At 60.2% G+C, this 18,023-nt stretch carries 16 protein-coding genes and 1 pseudogene; 3 read left to right on the plus strand and 14 right to left on the minus strand.

The window, feature by feature from the left end:
• Nucleotides 1–83 precede the first annotated feature (83 nt).
• The 4 genes from ACVW16_RS08935 to ACVW16_RS08950 all read right to left on the minus strand — a co-directional run bounded on the left by ACVW16_RS08935 (nt 84) and on the right by ACVW16_RS08950 (nt 2,808).
• Nucleotides 84–299 (minus strand): hypothetical protein, encoded by a 216-nt coding sequence (locus ACVW16_RS08935; RefSeq protein WP_456704940.1) that lies wholly within the window; start codon nt 297–299, stop codon nt 84–86.
• 295 nt (nt 300–594) lie between these two features.
• On the minus strand, nt 595–807 hold the full coding sequence (locus ACVW16_RS08940; protein WP_456735934.1) for a hypothetical protein: 213 nt from the start codon (nt 805–807) through the stop codon (nt 595–597).
• A gap of 618 nt (nt 808–1,425) precedes the next feature.
• Nucleotides 1,426–1,641 carry a hypothetical protein gene (locus ACVW16_RS08945; RefSeq protein ID WP_209296633.1) on the minus strand — a complete coding sequence of 72 codons (216 nt, stop codon included), beginning with the start codon at nt 1,639–1,641 and terminating at the stop codon, nt 1,426–1,428.
• Nucleotides 1,642–2,583: 942 nt separating this feature from the next.
• The gene (locus ACVW16_RS08950; RefSeq protein ID WP_456704942.1) at nt 2,584–2,808 is read right to left on the minus strand and encodes a hypothetical protein; all 225 of its coding nucleotides are present in this window, start codon (nt 2,806–2,808) and stop codon (nt 2,584–2,586) included.
• A gap of 881 nt (nt 2,809–3,689) precedes the next feature.
• On the opposite strand from ACVW16_RS08950, the gene ACVW16_RS08955 reads away from it, so the two are divergent.
• The gene (locus tag ACVW16_RS08955) at nt 3,690–3,923 is read left to right on the plus strand and encodes a DUF6894 family protein (protein WP_212488974.1); all 234 of its coding nucleotides are present in this window, start codon (nt 3,690–3,692) and stop codon (nt 3,921–3,923) included.
• Nucleotides 3,924–4,286: 363 nt separating this feature from the next.
• Here ACVW16_RS08955 and ACVW16_RS08960 read toward each other — a convergent pair whose 3' ends face one another.
• Nucleotides 4,287–4,700: a hypothetical protein gene (locus ACVW16_RS08960; protein ID WP_456704943.1), complete on the minus strand. Its 414-nt coding sequence runs from the start codon at nt 4,698–4,700 to the stop codon at nt 4,287–4,289.
• Between the two features lie 20 nt (nt 4,701–4,720).
• Nucleotides 4,721–5,593 (minus strand): formylglycine-generating enzyme family protein, encoded by an 873-nt coding sequence (locus ACVW16_RS08965; RefSeq protein ID WP_456704944.1) that lies wholly within the window; start codon nt 5,591–5,593, stop codon nt 4,721–4,723.
• Between the two features lie 260 nt (nt 5,594–5,853).
• Here ACVW16_RS08965 and ACVW16_RS08970 point away from each other — a divergent pair, with 260 nt between their 5' ends.
• Nucleotides 5,854–6,762, plus strand: a complete 909-nt coding sequence (locus ACVW16_RS08970; protein ID WP_456735935.1) for a DUF4399 domain-containing protein — start codon at nt 5,854–5,856, stop codon at nt 6,760–6,762.
• 7 nt (nt 6,763–6,769) lie between these two features.
• Nucleotides 6,770–8,077 (plus strand): caspase family protein, encoded by a 1,308-nt coding sequence (locus ACVW16_RS08975; RefSeq protein ID WP_456735936.1) that lies wholly within the window; start codon nt 6,770–6,772, stop codon nt 8,075–8,077.
• Between the two features lie 1,830 nt (nt 8,078–9,907).
• Here ACVW16_RS08975 and ACVW16_RS08980 read toward each other — a convergent pair.
• The 8 genes and pseudogenes from ACVW16_RS08980 to ACVW16_RS09015 all read right to left on the minus strand — a co-directional run bounded on the left by ACVW16_RS08980 (nt 9,908) and on the right by ACVW16_RS09015 (nt 18,022).
• Nucleotides 9,908–10,204, minus strand: coding sequence for a transposase (locus ACVW16_RS08980; protein ID WP_456735937.1), 297 nt, complete (start codon nt 10,202–10,204; stop codon nt 9,908–9,910).
• Entirely contained in the window at nt 10,135–11,151 is a 1,017-nt protein-coding gene (locus tag ACVW16_RS08985; RefSeq protein ID WP_456735938.1) for a patatin-like phospholipase family protein, read from the minus strand. Before ACVW16_RS08985 ends, ACVW16_RS08980 begins: the two co-directional genes overlap by 70 nt.
• Nucleotides 11,151–11,540, minus strand: coding sequence for a hypothetical protein (locus ACVW16_RS08990; RefSeq protein WP_456735939.1), 390 nt, complete (start codon nt 11,538–11,540; stop codon nt 11,151–11,153). Before ACVW16_RS08990 ends, ACVW16_RS08985 begins: the two co-directional genes overlap by 1 nt.
• Before the next feature lie 189 nt (nt 11,541–11,729).
• Nucleotides 11,730–12,302, minus strand: coding sequence for an adenylate kinase (locus ACVW16_RS08995; protein WP_456735940.1), 573 nt, complete (start codon nt 12,300–12,302; stop codon nt 11,730–11,732).
• Between the two features lie 12 nt (nt 12,303–12,314).
• Nucleotides 12,315–12,853 (minus strand): annotated as a pseudogene (gene ppa / locus ACVW16_RS09000) (inorganic diphosphatase).
• A 13-nt stretch (nt 12,854–12,866) separates the two neighbouring features.
• Entirely contained in the window at nt 12,867–14,813 is a 1,947-nt protein-coding gene (gene acs / locus ACVW16_RS09005) for an acetate--CoA ligase (protein WP_456738207.1), read from the minus strand.
• Between the two features lie 48 nt (nt 14,814–14,861).
• On the minus strand, nt 14,862–15,779 hold the full coding sequence (locus ACVW16_RS09010; protein WP_456735941.1) for an alpha/beta fold hydrolase: 918 nt from the start codon (nt 15,777–15,779) through the stop codon (nt 14,862–14,864).
• A gap of 290 nt (nt 15,780–16,069) precedes the next feature.
• On the minus strand, nt 16,070–18,022 hold the full coding sequence (locus ACVW16_RS09015) for an acyl CoA:acetate/3-ketoacid CoA transferase (protein ID WP_456704954.1): 1,953 nt from the start codon (nt 18,020–18,022) through the stop codon (nt 16,070–16,072).
• Nucleotide 18,023: the final 1 nt, after the last annotated feature.

Here is an 18,023-nt window from a genome sequence, read left to right on the forward strand (position 1 = left end):
TGGCCTTGGGTCGTGAAAACTGTCGCGACTTGACGCCTCGGCCGCAACTTTCTTCCGCATAGGCTATGAATCTGCCCGTTTGGTCACGTGCGCCACTCGCGTTCAGCACTGGAGGCCGATCGCGTGATTGCTTTGGCCGCACCAGCATGCGAAGCTTTCTCGGCTCGTCGCTCGTAGTCGTCGGCGAGAGCCTTGAGCTGGGCGGCAATCGTTCGGTCGGTCATGGTTTTGACAGCGCGGAGCAAGCTCTGTGCTATTTGTCGGTATTCCCTGCCTTGTTGTGAAATCTGGGAAGCCATCAAGCCCTCGCTTCGATCTCTGGCGCCTGGTCTAAAGTGAGAAGCCGGCATAGCCAGTTTCCATCACTCGCCTGGCGAATTCTGTAGCGATTGACGCACTTCTTGGAGCATAAAGGGGTGCGCCACGAATAGTGCCGGACGAGTCCAAACTTGCGATCACAAACCGCGCATCGTGTGGCTCTGCCAGATCCACCGCTCTCGTTATCAGGGCTGCTTGTGTCCATGAGAGTTCTCGATTGAAATGAGTACCCGCACACCCCCGGAAGCAACCAAGACGTGTGCGGGTATTGGTGACTTAGCCGATCGAGCTGGTATTCCCCTGCGCGAGCAGCTGGGTGACGGCAGCGGCACCACCGGCACCGAACACGCTGGAGCCGCCCTGGGCGACACCAACCTGCGTCGCAGTGTTCGCCTGCGCGACGATGTTGTTGGACAAATTGCTAAAATCGAAGAACCCACCAGACACGGTGTCGAGTTCCAGATCGATCAGCTCACATGCTTTCATCATGACTTCCCTCCTCAGGGGTTGCTGTGAACGGCATCTGGCTCAAAGCAAACCAGCGCCTCACTGCTCGTGTTCTTACCGGAGGGTTGTTTTTCTATCTGTGAGAAGAATCACGCGCGACCCAGTACGCAGTCTGCCTTGGCTGCGATATCACCCGCCGAATTTGCGAGGCCGTCGACCGCTAGGTCGTCGAAGCGCATGCGACCCGACGACACACTAGATCTTGTGGAAGACGCTTCAACGACATTGCTGGCTCGGTAGACGAATGGGCGACTTTCGCCGGGATGACGGCTAGGCGCAATTCCTGATGTCGAGTTCTCCGATGGAATCGGCGTCGTGGCTAGCGCCGCAGTACTTGCTCGGTTGCGACTGCCGGCGCGGGACTTCTCAGACTGACGTGGACAATTTCTGCGAACCTATCGGACGGGACGTTAAAGCCATTTCCCGGATCAGCAGGTCAAAAGACCTGGCGGGGGTGTGTCGAATTAAGTTGGGGGATTTGACTGACCCTGGTGGCTACGTTCAGCCGATGGCGGAACGCCTTGCAGCGGGCACCGTACAGTAATTAAGTTGTAACCGCACACTCCCGGGAGCAGCCGGGAGTGTGCGGGCATTAAAGACCTAGCCGATCGAGCTGACGTTCGCCTGAGCGAGCAGCTGTGTGAGGTTTGCGTTGCCGCCATTGCCGAAGACGCTGAAGCCGCCGACGGCAACACCAACCTGCGTAGCAATCTGCGGCTGTACGACGATATTGCCGGACAAGTTGCTCACGTCGAATAGCCCTCCACCAGATACGGATTCGAGTTCCATATCGACCAGTTCACGCACTTCATTCATGAATCCCTCCTCAGGGTTGCGGGGTGAACAACATCCAGCTCAAAGCAAGCCGGTGCCTCACTATGCGTGTTGATACTGAAGGATGGTTTTTCGATCTGTGACAGAAATCACGGGCGCGCCCCGCGGCAGTCAGCTTCGGCTACGATATGGCACGTCGGATCCACGCTGTTTGCTCCCACGGCGTTTCCGATTCATGTGGCCTGGGCTCTCGCATGTCTCAAACGAATGTGGCTGTCTCAGGCAGGACGCGTAAGGATCGAGCGCGGAGCTAACGCCCATTTTGCGCAACAAGCTGATCGAGCGCGAGTGAGACGGCCACGAGCTCGCCATAGGGCGAAGCGCTCCACGACATTTCGAGTTCGGTAGAGGGATGGAAAAAGACAGCCTGGCCTCGCGATTCATGTTCGGCCGGACGTTGGCCTAGCCGCCACACCTGATTGCGAGGTCTTTGATCTAAATCGGCGTTGCGGCCGCGGTCGACAACAAATTTTGACCCAGCCCTGAGGTGGAGACAGGAGCTTCCCGACAAGCCGATGCTCGGCAACTACCGCATAAAACTGTGCGTTAATCCACCCAATGGAGCGTCCCATTGATTGAACTCTATTCCAGGTGATGCACGCTCAATGCTGATCTACGCCGACAATCGAGGTTTCGATCATCTGGACGGCGGCACTACTGGCCGCGGCAAGCGCGTCCGTGACACCAGCTCCGCACGCAGGGCCCCGCGAACGAAGCGGTTGCAGAAACGGTCGCAAACGCGATCGGAATAGACACGAACTGGCGCCTTGCAGAATGAGAAACAGGTACGCTCGCTGGGCATCGACACCGTGTCGATACTCTTCGAGCGCCTCGAGTCACGGCGACCGTATCCATGAGAATTCTCGATTGAATTCGTAACCGAACACGCTCGGGAGCGGGCAAGCAGTGTTCGGGATCCGCCAGTTAGTGGATGGCGCTGAAGTTCAGCTGACCGAGCAGCTGTGTGACACTGGCGTTATTGCCGATAGCCACGCCAATCTGCACGGCAATGTTTTGCTCTATGACGATATTGCCGAATTGGCCGATATTGCCGATGTTACCTAAGCTGAACAGCCCGTGATGTCCATGATGATGCCCGTGATGCCCACCACTCACGGTGTCGAGTTCCGTATCGATCAGTTCACGCATTCCACTCATGTTCCCTCCTCAGGGTTTGCAATGAACAACATGTGGCTCGAACCATATTGGAGGTTGACTTTTCGATCTGTGACAGAAATCACGCGGCGGCCACGGCAACGCGCCCATGCCATCGCGAAGGTAGCCAAGCAGCAATGGCCGCTGCGTGACTCGGCGGAGGCCGAGGAGGCAATTCTCTCGATGTGAGCGGCGTCACGGAAGAAGCGGGTCGATCTCTTCATCCTCCGGTTCACGGCTGTATGATTGGGCCCCAAACGAGAGGCAGCGAGGAACACAGATGAACCTGAACCACTTTTTTAGTCTTATCATCTTCGCGATCGGAGCGCTGTGCTTTGTGGCGTTTATGACCACCCTGAAGCCACCGCTTTATCACTCAGAGTTGGCGGTGGGCTCTATCTATGGCCGGGGGGTAACGACCTAGACTGGCCGATCAATATAGAGATGCTCGTACGGCCCTCTGTGGGCCAAGGGCGGGGCAATTCGGTCCCGCCACCATTCTAGACAGACCTCCCAGCCTTTTCCCTGCATCGCGTTTGCAAGCACTGCAAGATGATGCCGCGCTCTGTTGCAATCTCTGCCGGCATGCGCCCCGCTTCCAGCGGCGCCGGCCGAGCCAAACCCGACATACGATCGACGAGCTGCCGCGGAGGTTTCGGCTGACAGAGCAGCCACGGCTGATACCAGCCATCGGCCTAACGCAGACGTTGGATCCATACCTTGCCGGGGGATATGTGGCGTGCCTGACCACGGCCCCGCGGGGGCCACCAAGGCGCGCAATGTGCGGGTGATCACGGACAATCTGCTCTGCGGCCTAGTAGGACTCCGACATGCAGGGTCGGGCTTGCTGACCCGAATATTGCAAGGAGGCGTACATGACTCAGGTCTATTTCCATTGCTCGAACACCAAGGGGGTCCTGATGGATCGTCGCGGTACGTTCGTATCCGACCTAATCGAAGCGTGTGAGGAGGCCACCCGCAGGGTGCGCTCTCTGGTCGCAGCTGCCAACCTGGAAGATTGGCGTCAGTGGGCTCTGCATGTCAGCGATGAGGCCGGCGACGAGATTTTCGTTCTGCCGTTCGCATTCGTGCTCGGCCATCCGCACTGAGAGAGTGCTATGCTGCCGGAGCTACAATCATTGATACTTCTCCGTCAGGGGGTGAATGCGGTCACGACAGCAATCATCCGGTGCGCCTTCGCCGGAGCGATATTCGCCCAAAGGCGCTTCCGTCGCAGCCCGGACACGATCTCTAGAACAGCCTGCGGCTCCAACGGCACATTTGGGAACGACCACGCAAAGCTCTTGCCTCGCGGAATCGTGCACTCCTCTCCAATGGAGTTTGCGGATGAGGCGGAGCGGCCAACTCAGTCGCGGGCGCAGCAGCGTGTGTTGTCGCGGTCGCCGGTATCATAGTCGTCGCAGACGCTCGCGCAGCGAGCAAGCAGCACTTAGGACAGCAATCCTTGCGCTCTAAAGTCGCGCGCGATCAGCTGCCTCGATCTCGACCGCTTTGCCGATCAGAAGATTGATCGGAACGTCCTGTCCGCTGCCGCAGGTCAGCTGCCCCGAACCTGATGATCCGGATGCGACGATGCGGCATCGATCCCCGTCCATGATCAATACGCCTTCCAGCCGCCTGGAGGACACTTTCAGCTGCAAACGAGCCTGCTTTTGCTCTACGCCATTGACGCTGCAAAGGCCGACGTGGCGCAGCGTGATCGTCCCTGAATATTCAGTACCTGGACTCGTCACCGTTTTCGCGAGATTACCCGTTATTTCCCATTCGTGCAGATAGCCGATTTGCCCGCTGGCAGAGTAGGACTGCGCCCGGGCGGCAGGGGCTGCAGCAAACAACACGAGTATTGCTCCGACGATCGCGCGCATCGTTTCCGTCCGCGGCATGATTACGGCAACTCCCGCACGACACGAAATCCGTTGGCATAGTAGCGCACGTCAACGTCGTAGCGAAATCGCGCCGAAGATCGGACGTCGCTGGCCTTGCTGAGGAAGTTGCCCCCGCGCAGCACCCGCAGGCGGCAGTCGCCCGACGTCCACGGCAACGCGTCCTTGGGCGCATTGCGATAGGAATCATTCCAGCAATCCTCGACCCATTCCGCAGCATTGCCAGAAGTGTCGTAGAGACCAAATCCATTTGGCCGAAACGAGCCTGTTGGCACGACCTGCTGCTTGATTGGACTTCCGCACCCGTCGCACTGCGCATGACCCGCGCCGGCCTCTTTGCCCCACCAGAATGGCGTTCTGGTCCCCGCGCGCGCGGCATACTCCCACTCCGCTTCGCTGGGCAGACGGTATTTCTGTCCGGTCTTCTGCGAGAGCCAGGCGACGTACAGCTTCGTATCTTCCCAGCTGACGTTGATGACTGGACGGTCACCGCGACCCCAGCCGTGATCCTCGGGACGCACTTTGCAGGCGCCAGCATCGGCACACGAGTCCCACTCCGCGAACGTCACCTCGCGGCGCCCGATCGCGAAGGGCTTGCGAATGCTGATCAGGTGCTCGGGCTTCTCATAGGGCGTGTCATTGGATCCCATCACAAAGTCTGCCGGAGGCACAACCACGAGCTCGGGGCAATTATCGCAATCGCGAAACAACTCTCCAGGGTCCAGACTGGCGCCCTGTTGCTGAGCCACTCTGGAGTCCGATGGCGCGGATGAAGGGTCGCCAGATGGGCCGCTGCTTAGCCCTCGCTGGGCAATTGCCGCAGTACTTGCAAATAGTGCTGTGAGAAAAATCACAGACAAGACGGCGGATTTCATCTTGTGATCTCCGGTCGGCTCGAACGATCAGGAGTATGCATACGTCACATTCAATGCCGCATAGAATGCTTCATTCGGCTGCGACCGGCAAGGAGACAGTCGCCCCGCTCGATTGTGGTTTACATTGGCGAGCAAAGGGATATCGTTTCAGCCCCGTTCTGGATGGCGATAGGACGGGCCCATTATCGAAAGTTGCAGCTATTTCAGATTCCCGCGGCTCTTGCGGTCCAGATTGTGGTCTATCCATTAGGAAGATTGCGATGATGCAACGTTTGCTCCTAGCGGTTCTGGTTCCATTTTTCGGCGGCTTGATGCACTGGCACGCTGCTCAGGCTCAAGCCCAGACGGGCGGCCCAACGCCCTCGCCGCCCGGGGCGGCCGTCTATTTCATCGGCTTGAAGGATGGCGACACGCTGCCAACCAAGACCACTCTACACTTTGGCCTGCACGGCATGGGCGTTGCCCCGGCAGGTTCGGACCGCGCCAACAGTGGTCACCATCATTTGATCGTCGACTCGCCAACGCCTGCGCTGGATGCTGAAATTCCTAACGATTTCCAGCACCTCCATTTCGGGGCTGGACAGACCGAGGCAGAGATTTCGCTGACCCCCGGTGAGCACACTTTGCAGCTGGTGTTCGCCGACAAGAATCATGTCCCGCATTCGCCGCCGGTGATCTCCGAGCGGATCAAGGTCAAGGTAGCTGACCAAACCGGCCCCGCGGTGGCGCAAGCAACGCCTGCGGCGGGTGGCCGTCATTCCGCGCCGAAGGACGCGAAGGTCTATTTCATCTATCCAAAGAACGGCTCCTATATCTCTCCGAACCCGGTTATCCGCTTCGGTTTGTTGAACATGGGCGTGGCGCCGGCGGGCTTCGACAAGCCCAACACCGGCCATCATCATTTGCTCGTGGATGCCGAGTTGCCTCCACTCGACCAACCAATCCCAAGCGACTTCAACCACCTGCACTTCGGCGCTGGCCAGACCGAAGCGAAGATCACGCTCCCGATCGGCCAGCACAAGTTGCGCCTTCTGTTCGCCGATTATGCCCACGTGCCGCACGATCCAGCGGTGTTCTCCGATGTCATCAACGTCACCGTGACGGAGAACGGCCAGCCGCCGAAAAAGCGCAAGCACCGCCATCGCCCTTGGCGGAGTTACGGATATTGATGCAACGATGAAACCGCGCCGGCTCCTGATCTACGTCCTCTGCCTCATCATCAGCGCGATGTTCGCGGATGCGGCCGTAGCGGAGCGTCGGGTCGCGCTGGTGGTCGGAATCTCCTCCTATACGAACGCACCGCCGCTGCCCAATACCGGCAACGACTCCAAAGCGATTGCAGCGCTGTTCAAATCGATAGGTTTCGACGTCGTCATTGCACGTAACGATCTCGGCGTCGTCGACTTCAAGCGCACTGTGCGCGAGTTCCTGATTACTGCAGAGAATGCCGATGTGGCAGTGGTCTATTACGCCGGCCACGGCATCGAGATCGGCGGCGTGAATTATCTGATACCGATGGATGCCAAGCTGAGCCACGACTACGACGTCGACGACGAGGCTATCGCGCTCGATCGCATCATCTGGGCGCTGCAACCGGTACGCCGCCTGCGTTTGATACTGCTCGACGCATGCCGCGACAACCCGTTTGCGGCCAAGTTGCGGTCCGCAAGCCGCTCGCCGACAAGAGGCGGTCTGGCGAAGCTTGATGAAATCAGCGCCGACACGCTGGTGGCCTTCGCGGCGAAGGCAGGCTCGATTTCCTATGACGGCGACGGCGTGAACAGCCCTTATGCAACCGCGCTGCTCCGGCACCTTGCCGAGCCCGGTGTCGACATTCGGATCGCGCTAGGCCGCGTGCGCGATGAGGTCATCACCATGACCGGTGGACGGCAGGAGCCGTTCATCTATGGTTCTCTCGGCGGCGCCACTATCGCCCTGGTGCCGCAGTTTGTTACAACAAATGTATCGCCGGTACCGCCGCCCGCTCCGCCGGTTTCGGTGCCGGCGTTACCTAAGCCGGTCGTCGTCAATCCAGCGCCGCCAAGCGCGCCGCCGGCGGTGAAGGCGGAACTTCCCAGGCAGCCGCTTCCCGCGCAGCCGCCCTCCGAAACCACGGACCCCTGTGTCCGCGACGAAGCGAGGCTGGCACGTCTGCGCGCCACCCCTGTGCCGAACGAGATCATCAACTTCCAACGCGAGGTCGCTTGTACGCGGCTGCGTCCACAAATACAGCGCCTATTTGAGAGTATCGCCAGCACTGGCGCTCTGCCTTCTGATGGAAATGCGGCGCCCCAAGCGGTTGCGAAGCAACAGGTCCGGAATGAGGATGTCCGGTCCGAAGATACCTGCACCCGCGACATGGCGCGGTTGCAGAGCCTGCGCGCTGAACCCACACTTCAGGCGATCACCAATTTCGAGCGGGAATTGAGTTGCGAACGGCTCCGGTCGCAGCTCCGCCGATTACGCGAGAGCGTCGCTCCTTGATCTCGCCTGGACACTTCACTGTGTGTCGGGACATTTCACGATTGAAGCTCGACACAACAATACCCATCCAAGGGTGACCGGATCCGAACGCTCGCCAGACGCGCTCCAACGAGTGAGCCGAGTGGTTCCACGCGAAGGCACCTGCCAATCCTCAAGTATCAGGCAGCATCCGGTCGAGTGCGTCGCTTTGAGATCAGCTGCGTTCGAAGACTTTGGCACCAGGGTAAATTCGCCGGGCGTACGTGACCACCCGCTCCCGGTCCTGCGTCTCAAGGAAAGGAGTTCGGAGCTGGCATGACCCGACGACGACGTGCCACAGTCCATTAAGTCTTTGAATCACGACGCTCATAGTGTGTTCCCTCGAACAGCAGCAAACAACCGATAGACGCGACAATCCTATAAGTCGTGCGTCATGGCCGTGATCAGGGTCACATGCCGCAACACGCCGCGTGCTTATTCGCGAAAGCCGCTCAGCCGTTGATCGCTGGCGAGCGTCCGAATCCGCTAAACATGCACGCGTCGATTTGTGCAGCATAAGCGCCGAGAGTGCCGGCCAAGAGCACCGACCTCCCGCCGTCCCAGTGCTAAGTCATGAGCCAATTCACTCCTCGAAGTTCCAGTGACGCGCATCACGGTCATTGACCTTGGCATCGGCTATCCCGGGCGTGAGTTGGAAAGCACGCTGCTGAGCCAACCGTCACCATCCATTGAACCTCGGAGGTTAAATGACTCGGATTAGGATTTCCCATAGCTGGCGGACCATTCGCGGTGCGCGTATCCGTATCGTCCACCGGCGCAAGGTTGCGGTTGAGTCGGTTGCGAGCGTTCTCCGATCTGCATATCAGGGGATGGCTACGTTCGGCGACGAAAGGCCGACCACAGAGGTGAAGGTGTCGCCGGCATCGTGACGCCATCCTGCTAGCGGGGGCGACGGCAGTTAGGCCGCTTCGGTAGGGCGGCCTCTTTTGTTTCCGTTTGCCGCAGCATTAGGCGGTGCGACGGGACTTCGTTTGCGAGGACGATTGCTCGCCCATATCTGTCGCCAGTGCTGACCCACCCAGCCGCTTTCGTTGTTGCCTTCGTCGCGACGATCCCCGTCCGACACGAGAGAAGACCAAGTTGAACTTCGTCGATTCTATTTCAATAGATCAGAGACCGCTCGCGATCGTCAGGTAAACTTGCCACAAGACGCCAACGGCCTCGAGCCTGCGGCTCCGATGTCCAGTGTTCTCCACCGGGTCAGCCGGCTATGACCAGTAATAGACCCCACGCGGGCGGCTGCGCGTCTTTGCCTATTGGCACCCTCCGCATCGGTCGCCTCCGCCACAGGCCTTCCACGGCGTCATAGGCTTTGCGTGTGCAGTAATCTTGAGAACAGAATGTTCAAACACAGGAGGCAGGAATGAGTTTTCCTTTGGTGGGCTGGGATATTATCGGGTGGGATAGCCTCACGCCACAGGGCATTCGGCTAGGCATCGCGACCATCCTTGCGCTCCTAGCGGTGGGCCGCCCCGGACCGTCGGTCCTTGAGCTTTTTGCTGGCCTAATCTGCATCCTGGGTGCCGGCCTCATGGTGGCACAGGCGGTCTCGCTTGGTTGACTCGCAGGTCTGCTGAGACACCCACCGGGATCACGTTACGAACCTTGTCAGCGAGCGTTGGTGGTTGCGCCTCCACGATCACGAACATGGGAGCGTCGGTTCCGTACTACAGCATCGCGGAAGTCCGAGCTCACAAAATCTTCGTTGACGCAGAGACAGGCGCGGACAACATCGCCGCCGCTTTGAGAGACACTGACTGGCCGGATCGGCCGCGAACGGCAGATCGGGCTCTACCTCTCTCGGCGTAGCGCAAGACCAACCCAAGCCAAGGAGTCTCGTCCCGATCGAGAGGCCTTGGGATCAGCAATGCTGGCGACCAGGGCTGTTGCCAGCGCCGGCCCGACGCCGGGATCGCGTCCAGCCGTTTGCTCGCCGCGCTTGATCGATGCCACTGTGGAGCACCAAATTCCTGGTGACAATTTGGGATTCCTTGCATTGCCGCACGAATCTAAGCGCGCTACAAGTATCTGCCGTGAATGTCGATGGTCGAACGCACACCGATATGGCGATAATTTGCGGCTAACCACTCCTCAGCGCAGGTACGGCCCACGTCGCGCAGATAGGTGAGAAACTCCCAGTCTGCATTAAACTTGGAGGCGACGCCCAGATCTTTCATGAACGATTCCGCCTCTATGGCATGAATCAGCATCGTCTTTATCTCGTCGCGCAGCGCGCCTCTGCTGACGAGCTTGTTGGCGAAGGCAATTGCTCGCATCTCGCGCATCAGCGACGAATTGAAGCTAATTTCGTTCAATCGATTTAGTATATCGCTCGCCGTGCGAGGAATTTCCCCACGCACAATTGGATTGATGTGAATAACAATGACGTCTGTGGATTGGCAGCCATAGATCAACGGGAAGATTGCTGGGTTACCCATGTAACCGCCATCCCAATAGGCTTCGCCATCGATTTCAATAGACTGAAAGAGCTGCGGAAGGCACCCGGAAGCGAGAACGGCCGAGACGGTGAGTTCATGGTTCTCAAAGATCTTCACCTTTCCAGTGCGGACGTTTGTCGCACAAAGGAACAGCTTGACGACATTCTCCCTGCGCAGCCGGTCGAAATCGATGGTCTTCTCGAGCACGTCCCGCAACGGGTTGTAGTTCAACGGGTTAAACTGATAAGGTGACAACAGTCGTGTCATCATGTCGAAGAACATGAAGGCCGGCGATCTCTCGATCGAACGATTTTGCGACAGACGATCGAAAATGGACGGCTGCAGCGGTCCCCAGGCCGCAGCTTCGCTGATGCGGCGCCAATACTCGGCGAGAGCGAGTTTTGCGCCTTCGCGGCCGCCTATCGTCAGGCCGTACGCCATGACCGTGCCGTTCATGGCGCCAGCGCTGGTAGCGCAGATCCCCTCAAACGATATCCGCTCATCTTCGAGCAGGCGATCCAAAACGCCCCAGGTGAAGGCGCCATGCGCACCGCCCCCCTGTAAAGCAAGGTTGACCGTCTTGCTTGCTATACCCATCAGCGCTCACCGACCACGCTGTGCGCCACCGCTGCGGCGCCTAGCAGCGGAATGAACCCGCGGCGTTTCACTGTGCAGTCCCTCCACTTCTTGCGAGTGAGGATATCACACGGCGATACGGCAGGAGACGGCCCGGTGCGAGATTTCGGGTCGGGGGTATGACCGCTGTGGGTCATCAGCGTCGACTGCGCCGCCTTGCCGGCATTTTCCGCGACGACGGGGACCAGCTCATGGACGTCGTCGAAACGTAAATTGTTGCCAAGACGGTCTTGAAGTGATCCGCGCGGTGCGACGTCAATATTTCGGGCGGGGATCAACGCGCGAGGAATGTAAGTCGTCGGGAAGATCCATGCGAACCTCGCGACGATCACGGCCGCGAAAATCGCCACGGCTGACACGAGATCATGCTGAACCACCCCATAACCATGCCGCAGGAGAACGTGGACAGCACTCCGGCCGATCTTCTCCGCTTCGAAAAACCAACGAGCGGAGATCTGCGGCCGCGCTGCCGGTTGCGTCTCGGCGGTCCGAGAGCATAGGGCGTTAGAGTTGAATCAGGGGAGGCCCCACCACCTTGTTCAATTAAGGGCTTCGAGGAGCGCCGCTGTGACACGGTCGACTGGTAACGAGGCATCTACCGTTCTCAACAATCCCTTGGCACCATAGTAGTCGGTCAGAGGCTTGGTTTGATTGGCATAGGCCAGCAGTCGAGCGCCGAGCGCCTCCTCATTGTCGTCTGCTCGCACTGCTTCTCCGTTGGCACGGGCCTGCCTCGCCCGTCCAAGTATTCGGTCCAGCAGTTGGCGCTCGTCGACCTTGAGTTCCAGCACGCAGTTCAACATGTGGCCATTGAGCATTTCGTCGAGGCTCTCCGCTTGGACCACGGTGCGCGGAAAGCCGTCCAGGATGAAACCCCTCTCCGCATCCGGCTGCGCAACGCGTTCGGCGATCACCTCGAGCACCAGTGCATCAGGCACGAGATCGCCCCGCTCCATGATCTGTGCCGCCTCTCGCCCGATCGCGCTTCCTTCAGCTACTGCCACACGCAGCATATCGCCGGTCGAAAGCTGGGGAATCGCGAGGATCTGCGAAAGCTTGAGCGCCTGCGTCCCCTTTCCGGCGCCGGGAGGTCCCAATAGGACAAGCCTCATTCCAGTACTCCCTCAGCGCGATTTTCGGATCGCGGCGCGCGAAATCGCCGTCTCGATCAATTTGCGAGCTTCGTCCGCATCTCCCCACCCTGCAAGTCGCACCCACTTGCCGGGTTCAAGGTCCTTGTAATGAAGGAAGAAGTGCTCGATCTCTTCCAGGTGATTTCGGGCAGATCGGTGTACGTCTGCACGTTTTGGTAGCGTTGGGTGAGCCGGGCCGACGGCACCGCGATGATCTTCTCATCGCCCCCGCCGTCATCTTCCATTCTCAATACTCCGACAGGGCGCACGTTGATCACGGCTCCCGGAACGATCGGGCGGGTATTGGCGACGAGCACATCGATCGGGTCACCGTCTTCGGAAAGCGTACGCGGTACGAAGCCATAATTGCCGGGGTAACGGGTCGGCGTGTAGAGGAATCGGTCGACCACAAGCGCGCCAGAACGCTGGTCGAGTTCGTACTTGATCGGCTCTCCCCCGAGAGGCACCTCAACGACAACGTTGATATCATCAGGTGGGTTGTGACCGATGGCAATCGCATCGATGTTCATCTACCGCCCTCTCCTAATCCGACTTCTTGTTCTGCCGGTTCTTCACGAGATCATCGACCACGGCGGGATCGGCGAGCGTCGAGGTGTCCCCTAAGCTGCCCGGTTCGTCCTCGGCGATCTTGCGCAGGATGCGGCGCATGATCTTGCCGGAACGGGTCTTGGGCAGGCCTGGCGCGAACTGGATCTGGTCGGGCGAGGCGATCGGGCCGATCTCCTTGCGGACCCAGGTCACGAGCTCCTTGCGCAGCTCCTCGGTCGGTTCGATGCCGGCCATCAGGGTGACATAGGCGTAGATGCCCTGGCCCTTGATGTCGTGCGGGAAGCCGACCACGGCGGCCTCCGACACCTTCTCATGCGCCACCAGCGCGCTCTCGACCTCCGCCGTGCCCATGCGGTGACCGGAGACGTTGATGACGTCGTCGACGCGGCCGGTGATCCAGTAATAGCCGTCGGCGTCGCGCCGGCAGCCGTCGCCGGTGAAGTACTTGCCCTTGTAGGTCGAGAAATAGGTCTGCTCGAAGCGGGCATGGTCGCCGTAGACGGTGCGCATCTGGCCCGGCCATGAGCGGGTCAGGCAGAGATTGCCCGTGGTCTCACCCTCCAGCACCTTGCCGTCGGCATCGACGATTTCAGGCACCACGCCGAAGAACGGCTGCGTCGCCGAACCCGGCTTGAGCCTGGTCGCGCCCGGCAGCGGCGTGATGAGAATGCCGCCGGTCTCGGTCTGCCACCAGGTATCGACGATCGGGCACCTGTTGTCACCGACGACGCGGTGATACCACTCCCAGGCCTCGGGGTTGATGGGCTCGCCGACCGAGCCGAGCAGGCGGAGCGAGGCACGCGAGGTCTTCTTCACGGGCTCGTCGCCGCCCTGCATCAGCGCGCGGATCGCAGTCGGAGCGGTGTAGAAGATATTGACCTTGTGCTTGTCGACGACGTTCCAGAACCTGGAATTGTCGGGGTAATTCGGCACGCCCTCGAACATCAGCGTGGTCGCGCCGTTGGCCAGCGGTCCATAGAGAATGTAGCTGTGGCCGGTGACCCAGCCGACGTCGGCGGTGCACCAGTAGATGTCGCCATCGTGATAGTCGAACACGTATTGGTGCGTCATCGCGGCGAACACGAGATAGCCGGCCGAGGTGTGCAGCACCCCCTTGGGTTGGCCGGTCGAGCCCGAGGTATAGAGGATGAACAGCGGATCCTCGGCATGCATGTGCTCGACCGGGCATTCCGTCGTCACCATCGCCGCGGCCTCGTGATACCAGAGGTCGCGGGTCGGGTTCATGTCGATCTTGCCGCCGGTGCGCTTGACGACGACGACCCAGTCGACGCCCTCGGATTTTGCGAGGGCCGCGTCGACATTGGCCTTCAGCGGCACCTTCTTGCCGCCGCGCAGGCCTTCGTCAGCGGTGATGACGACCTTGGACTGGCAGTCGTTGATGCGCTGGGCGAGCGAATCCGGCGAGAAGCCCGCGAACACCACCGAGTGGATGGCGCCGATCCGCGCGCAGGCCAGCATCGCGTAGGCCGCTTCCGGGATCATCGGCAGATAGATGGTGACGCGGTCGCCCTTCTTCACATTGCGGGTGCGCAGGATGTTGGCCATCCGGCAGACCTCGTCGTGCAGTTCCTTGTAGGTGATGTGCCTGGACTGCGAGGGATCGTCGCCTTCCCAGATGATCGCGGTCTGGTTGGCGCGCTTGTGCAGATGCCGGTCGATGCAATTGTGAGCGACATTGAGGATGCCATCTTCGAACCACTTGATCGAGATGTTGCCCGGCGCGAAGGAGACGTTCTCGATCTTGGTCGGCGCGTGCATCCAGTCGATGCGCCTGGCCTGCTCGGCCCAGAACGCGTTGGGGTCCGCGACCGAGCGGGCATACATGTCCTTGTATTTGGCCTGATCGACCCAGGCGCGCTTGGCCCATTCCGCGGGGACGTCGTAGATTTTCTCGGACATATCTCCGACCGGGCTATCCATCGTGTCCTCCTCTACACAGTCGTTCCATCACGCCTGAAGAAACTGAGCGACCACATCAATCTGTTCGCGAACCATCAGCGGCGGCACGTGGCCACAATCATCGAACTGAAAAACACTGGCTAATCGGTTGCGCTTTCGCATCTCGACCGCGAGGTCGAATGACAGCAAATCGGAGTGAGCGCCGCGTAACACGAGCACGGGCACCCTGATTGCCTCCCAATAGGTCCAGAGATTGAGCGGCTGAAACCAGGGCAACCGAAAGCCCTTCGCAATCTTGGGATCGCATAACAGCGCGTATCCCTGTCGGACGTCGTCCCAACGGACGCTGTGCATCGTGAGATGGCGCCAATGCTCGTCGAGCAGTTCGCCATAAGGTGCCAGCACGGTTCGAAAGTACGCCTCAGCATCTTCAATCGTCGCGAACAGGGCCGGCATCTTGCCGATGTATTGGCCGATTCGCTGAAGCCCCGTCGACGAAACGAACGGGCCGATATCGTTGATGACGAGCTTGCGAACGATGCTGCCGGAGAACCCGGCCATGATCATGCCGATCAACCCGCCGAGCGAAGTTCCGACCCACTCAATCTCGGTGACGCCAAGACGCGCAATCAGCGCGTTCATGTCGGCGCAATATTGCGGAAGCGCATAATGATCGGGATCGCCGATCCAGCCGCTGCGCCCGCGTCCCGGCAGATCCGGGCAGATCACCCGCCTTCCGGCAGCCACCAACTGTTCTGCCAGATGGTCGAAATCCCGCCCCTGCCGTGTGAGTCCATGCACGCAAAGGACCGGCCTGTCGTCCTCGAGAGGCCCCCAATCGGTATAGGCCAGTTGGTGAAAGCCGGAGGGCGAGAGGCCGAGTACAACGCCTTCGCGATCCGGCTGCCCGGATTTCGGCGATCCACCCGCCATATCCCCTATCAGGCCCCCAGCGGCTTCAAACATGTCGTCCTCACGCCCTTGATCGGTAGCTCCATGCCCTGCAACCCGACACGGCCATGGCGTTCTCGCCTACTTCTTGCCGTCGCCCTGCAGGAACGCGCGCACCCTTTCGAAGTCCTCCGTCACCCGCTGCCTCACGACGTTGAAGACCTCGGTGTTCGACTTGAGCGTCATTTCAGCAAGCTCGCGTGCGTTCGCAATGGCCGTTTGGGGTTCTCAGCGAAATTCGCAAACTGCTCCTTCATGGCTCTCGCCGCGGCTTCGATATCCTGGCTCATGATCAGCTCCTTCGGTTAGATGCTGGCTTCTTCCTTGCGTAATCCGCGCGCGAAGGCTTGTGCCTCTGCGCGGGTTTCGAAGATGTGCGGGGCGACGTGTCGCTCGGCTAGGCCCTCTCCGAGCTTAAGACGCATGAATGCGCTGGTGGTGTAGCGCGACGCCGAACTGTAGTAGCGCTGCTCCAGATAAGCGATCATCGAGAAATAGGTATCGCTGACAGATGGCTCCAGATGAAAGCCGTCATAGTTGGCGACGAGCGCTACCGGCTTGCCGACGGCACGACAGGCGCGCTCGACCTCGCGGCGAACCAAGTCGACGTCCTCGACCGTCCGGACGTCGAAGCCTTCAAAGTTGACGAACAGAGTATTGCGCTCGGCATCGTAGCCAATCCGGTCAGCCAGACTTCGGCCGAGCAGCATGTGATCCAGCCCCATCGGCCCATCGCGGAAGATGCGTGCATCCATAGGCTTGACGTTGCGGATCAGCGGCTCGAACTCCATGTGCGCGAGGATGTCGCGGCCGACATCGATGCCGGGCGCCACCTCGATCAGTTCCACACCCGCAGGGGTCCGCTGCAGCACGCAACGCTCAGTGACATAGAACACCGGCTGGCCGGTGGCGACCGCATGATCGCCGCTGAACGTGATCTGCTCGACCGCGGAAACGAACTTCTTAGTCGTACCTTCGCGCAGTATGTGCAGTGCGCCGTCCTCAACCGCGACCTTCAATCCGCCGCTGGTGAACGTGCCCGCAAAGACCAGCTTCTTCGAGCTCTGGGAGATATTGATGAAGCCGCCGGCACCCGCCAGCCGTGGACCGAAGCGGCTCACATTGACGTTTCCAGCGCTATCCGCCTGCGCCATGCCGAGGCAGGCGAGATCGAGCCCGCCGCCGTCGTAAAAGTCGAACTGCTGGTTCTGGTGGATCACCGCATCCGGATTGAGCGCGGTGCCGAAATTGAGCCCGCCCTGCGGCATGCCGCCGATGATACCGGGCTCGGCCGTCAGCGTCAGGAACTTCAGCATGTGCTCTTCGGCGGCGACGGCCGCGACGCCCTCGGGCATGCCGATGCCGAGATTGACGACGCCGCCCGGCGGCAACTCAAACGCACAGCGCCGCGCGATGATCTTGCGTTCGTCGAGCTCGAGCGGCTTGACGCGGTCCATCGGTACGCGCTGGCGGCCGGAGAAGGCGTGGCTATAGACCGCGCCATAGGTCTGGACGTGATTGGTGGGATCGGCGACGACGACGCAATCGACCAGGATGCCGGGAATCTGCACTTCCCGCGGATTGAGCGAATTGCTGGCCGCGATGCGTTCGACCTGCACGATGACGAAGCCACGCGAATTCTTCGCCGCCATCGCCATCGCCAGATTGTCCAGCGTCAGCGCCTCGCGCTCCATGGTGATGTTGCCGGCGGGATCGGCGGTCGTGCCGCGCAACAGCGCGACGTTGATCGGAAACGATTTGTAACGCAGCCACTCCTCGTCGTTAATCCGCATCAACTCGACAAGATCTTCCGTCGTGCTCTCGTTGAGCTTGCCACCCTGCAAACGGGGATCGACGAAGGTCTTGAGGCCGACCTTGGAGATCACGCCGGGGCCGCGCGCGGCGATATTGCGATAGAGGTGCGCGATGCAGCCGAGCGGCAGATTATAGGCCTCGATGCGGTTGGCGAGCGCGAGCTCGCCGAGCTTGGGCACCAGTGCCCAGTGGCCGCCGACCACGCGCTTCAACAGGCCGTCATGGGCGAGCCGGTTGAGGCCGCGGTCTCCGGCATCGCCGGGCGCGGCCGCGAACATCAGCGTCAGGTCTGCGGGATGTCGGGTTTCGCGATAGCGCTTCTCCAGCGCGATCAGGAGTTCGTCGGGCGTGCCGATGCCGACGAAACCGGATGTACAGACCGTATCGCGATCCCTGATGATGGCGACCGCCTCGTCGGCTGAAACGATCTTGTCCTTGTTCATC

Source organism: Bradyrhizobium sp. USDA 4474 (assembly GCF_054057515.1).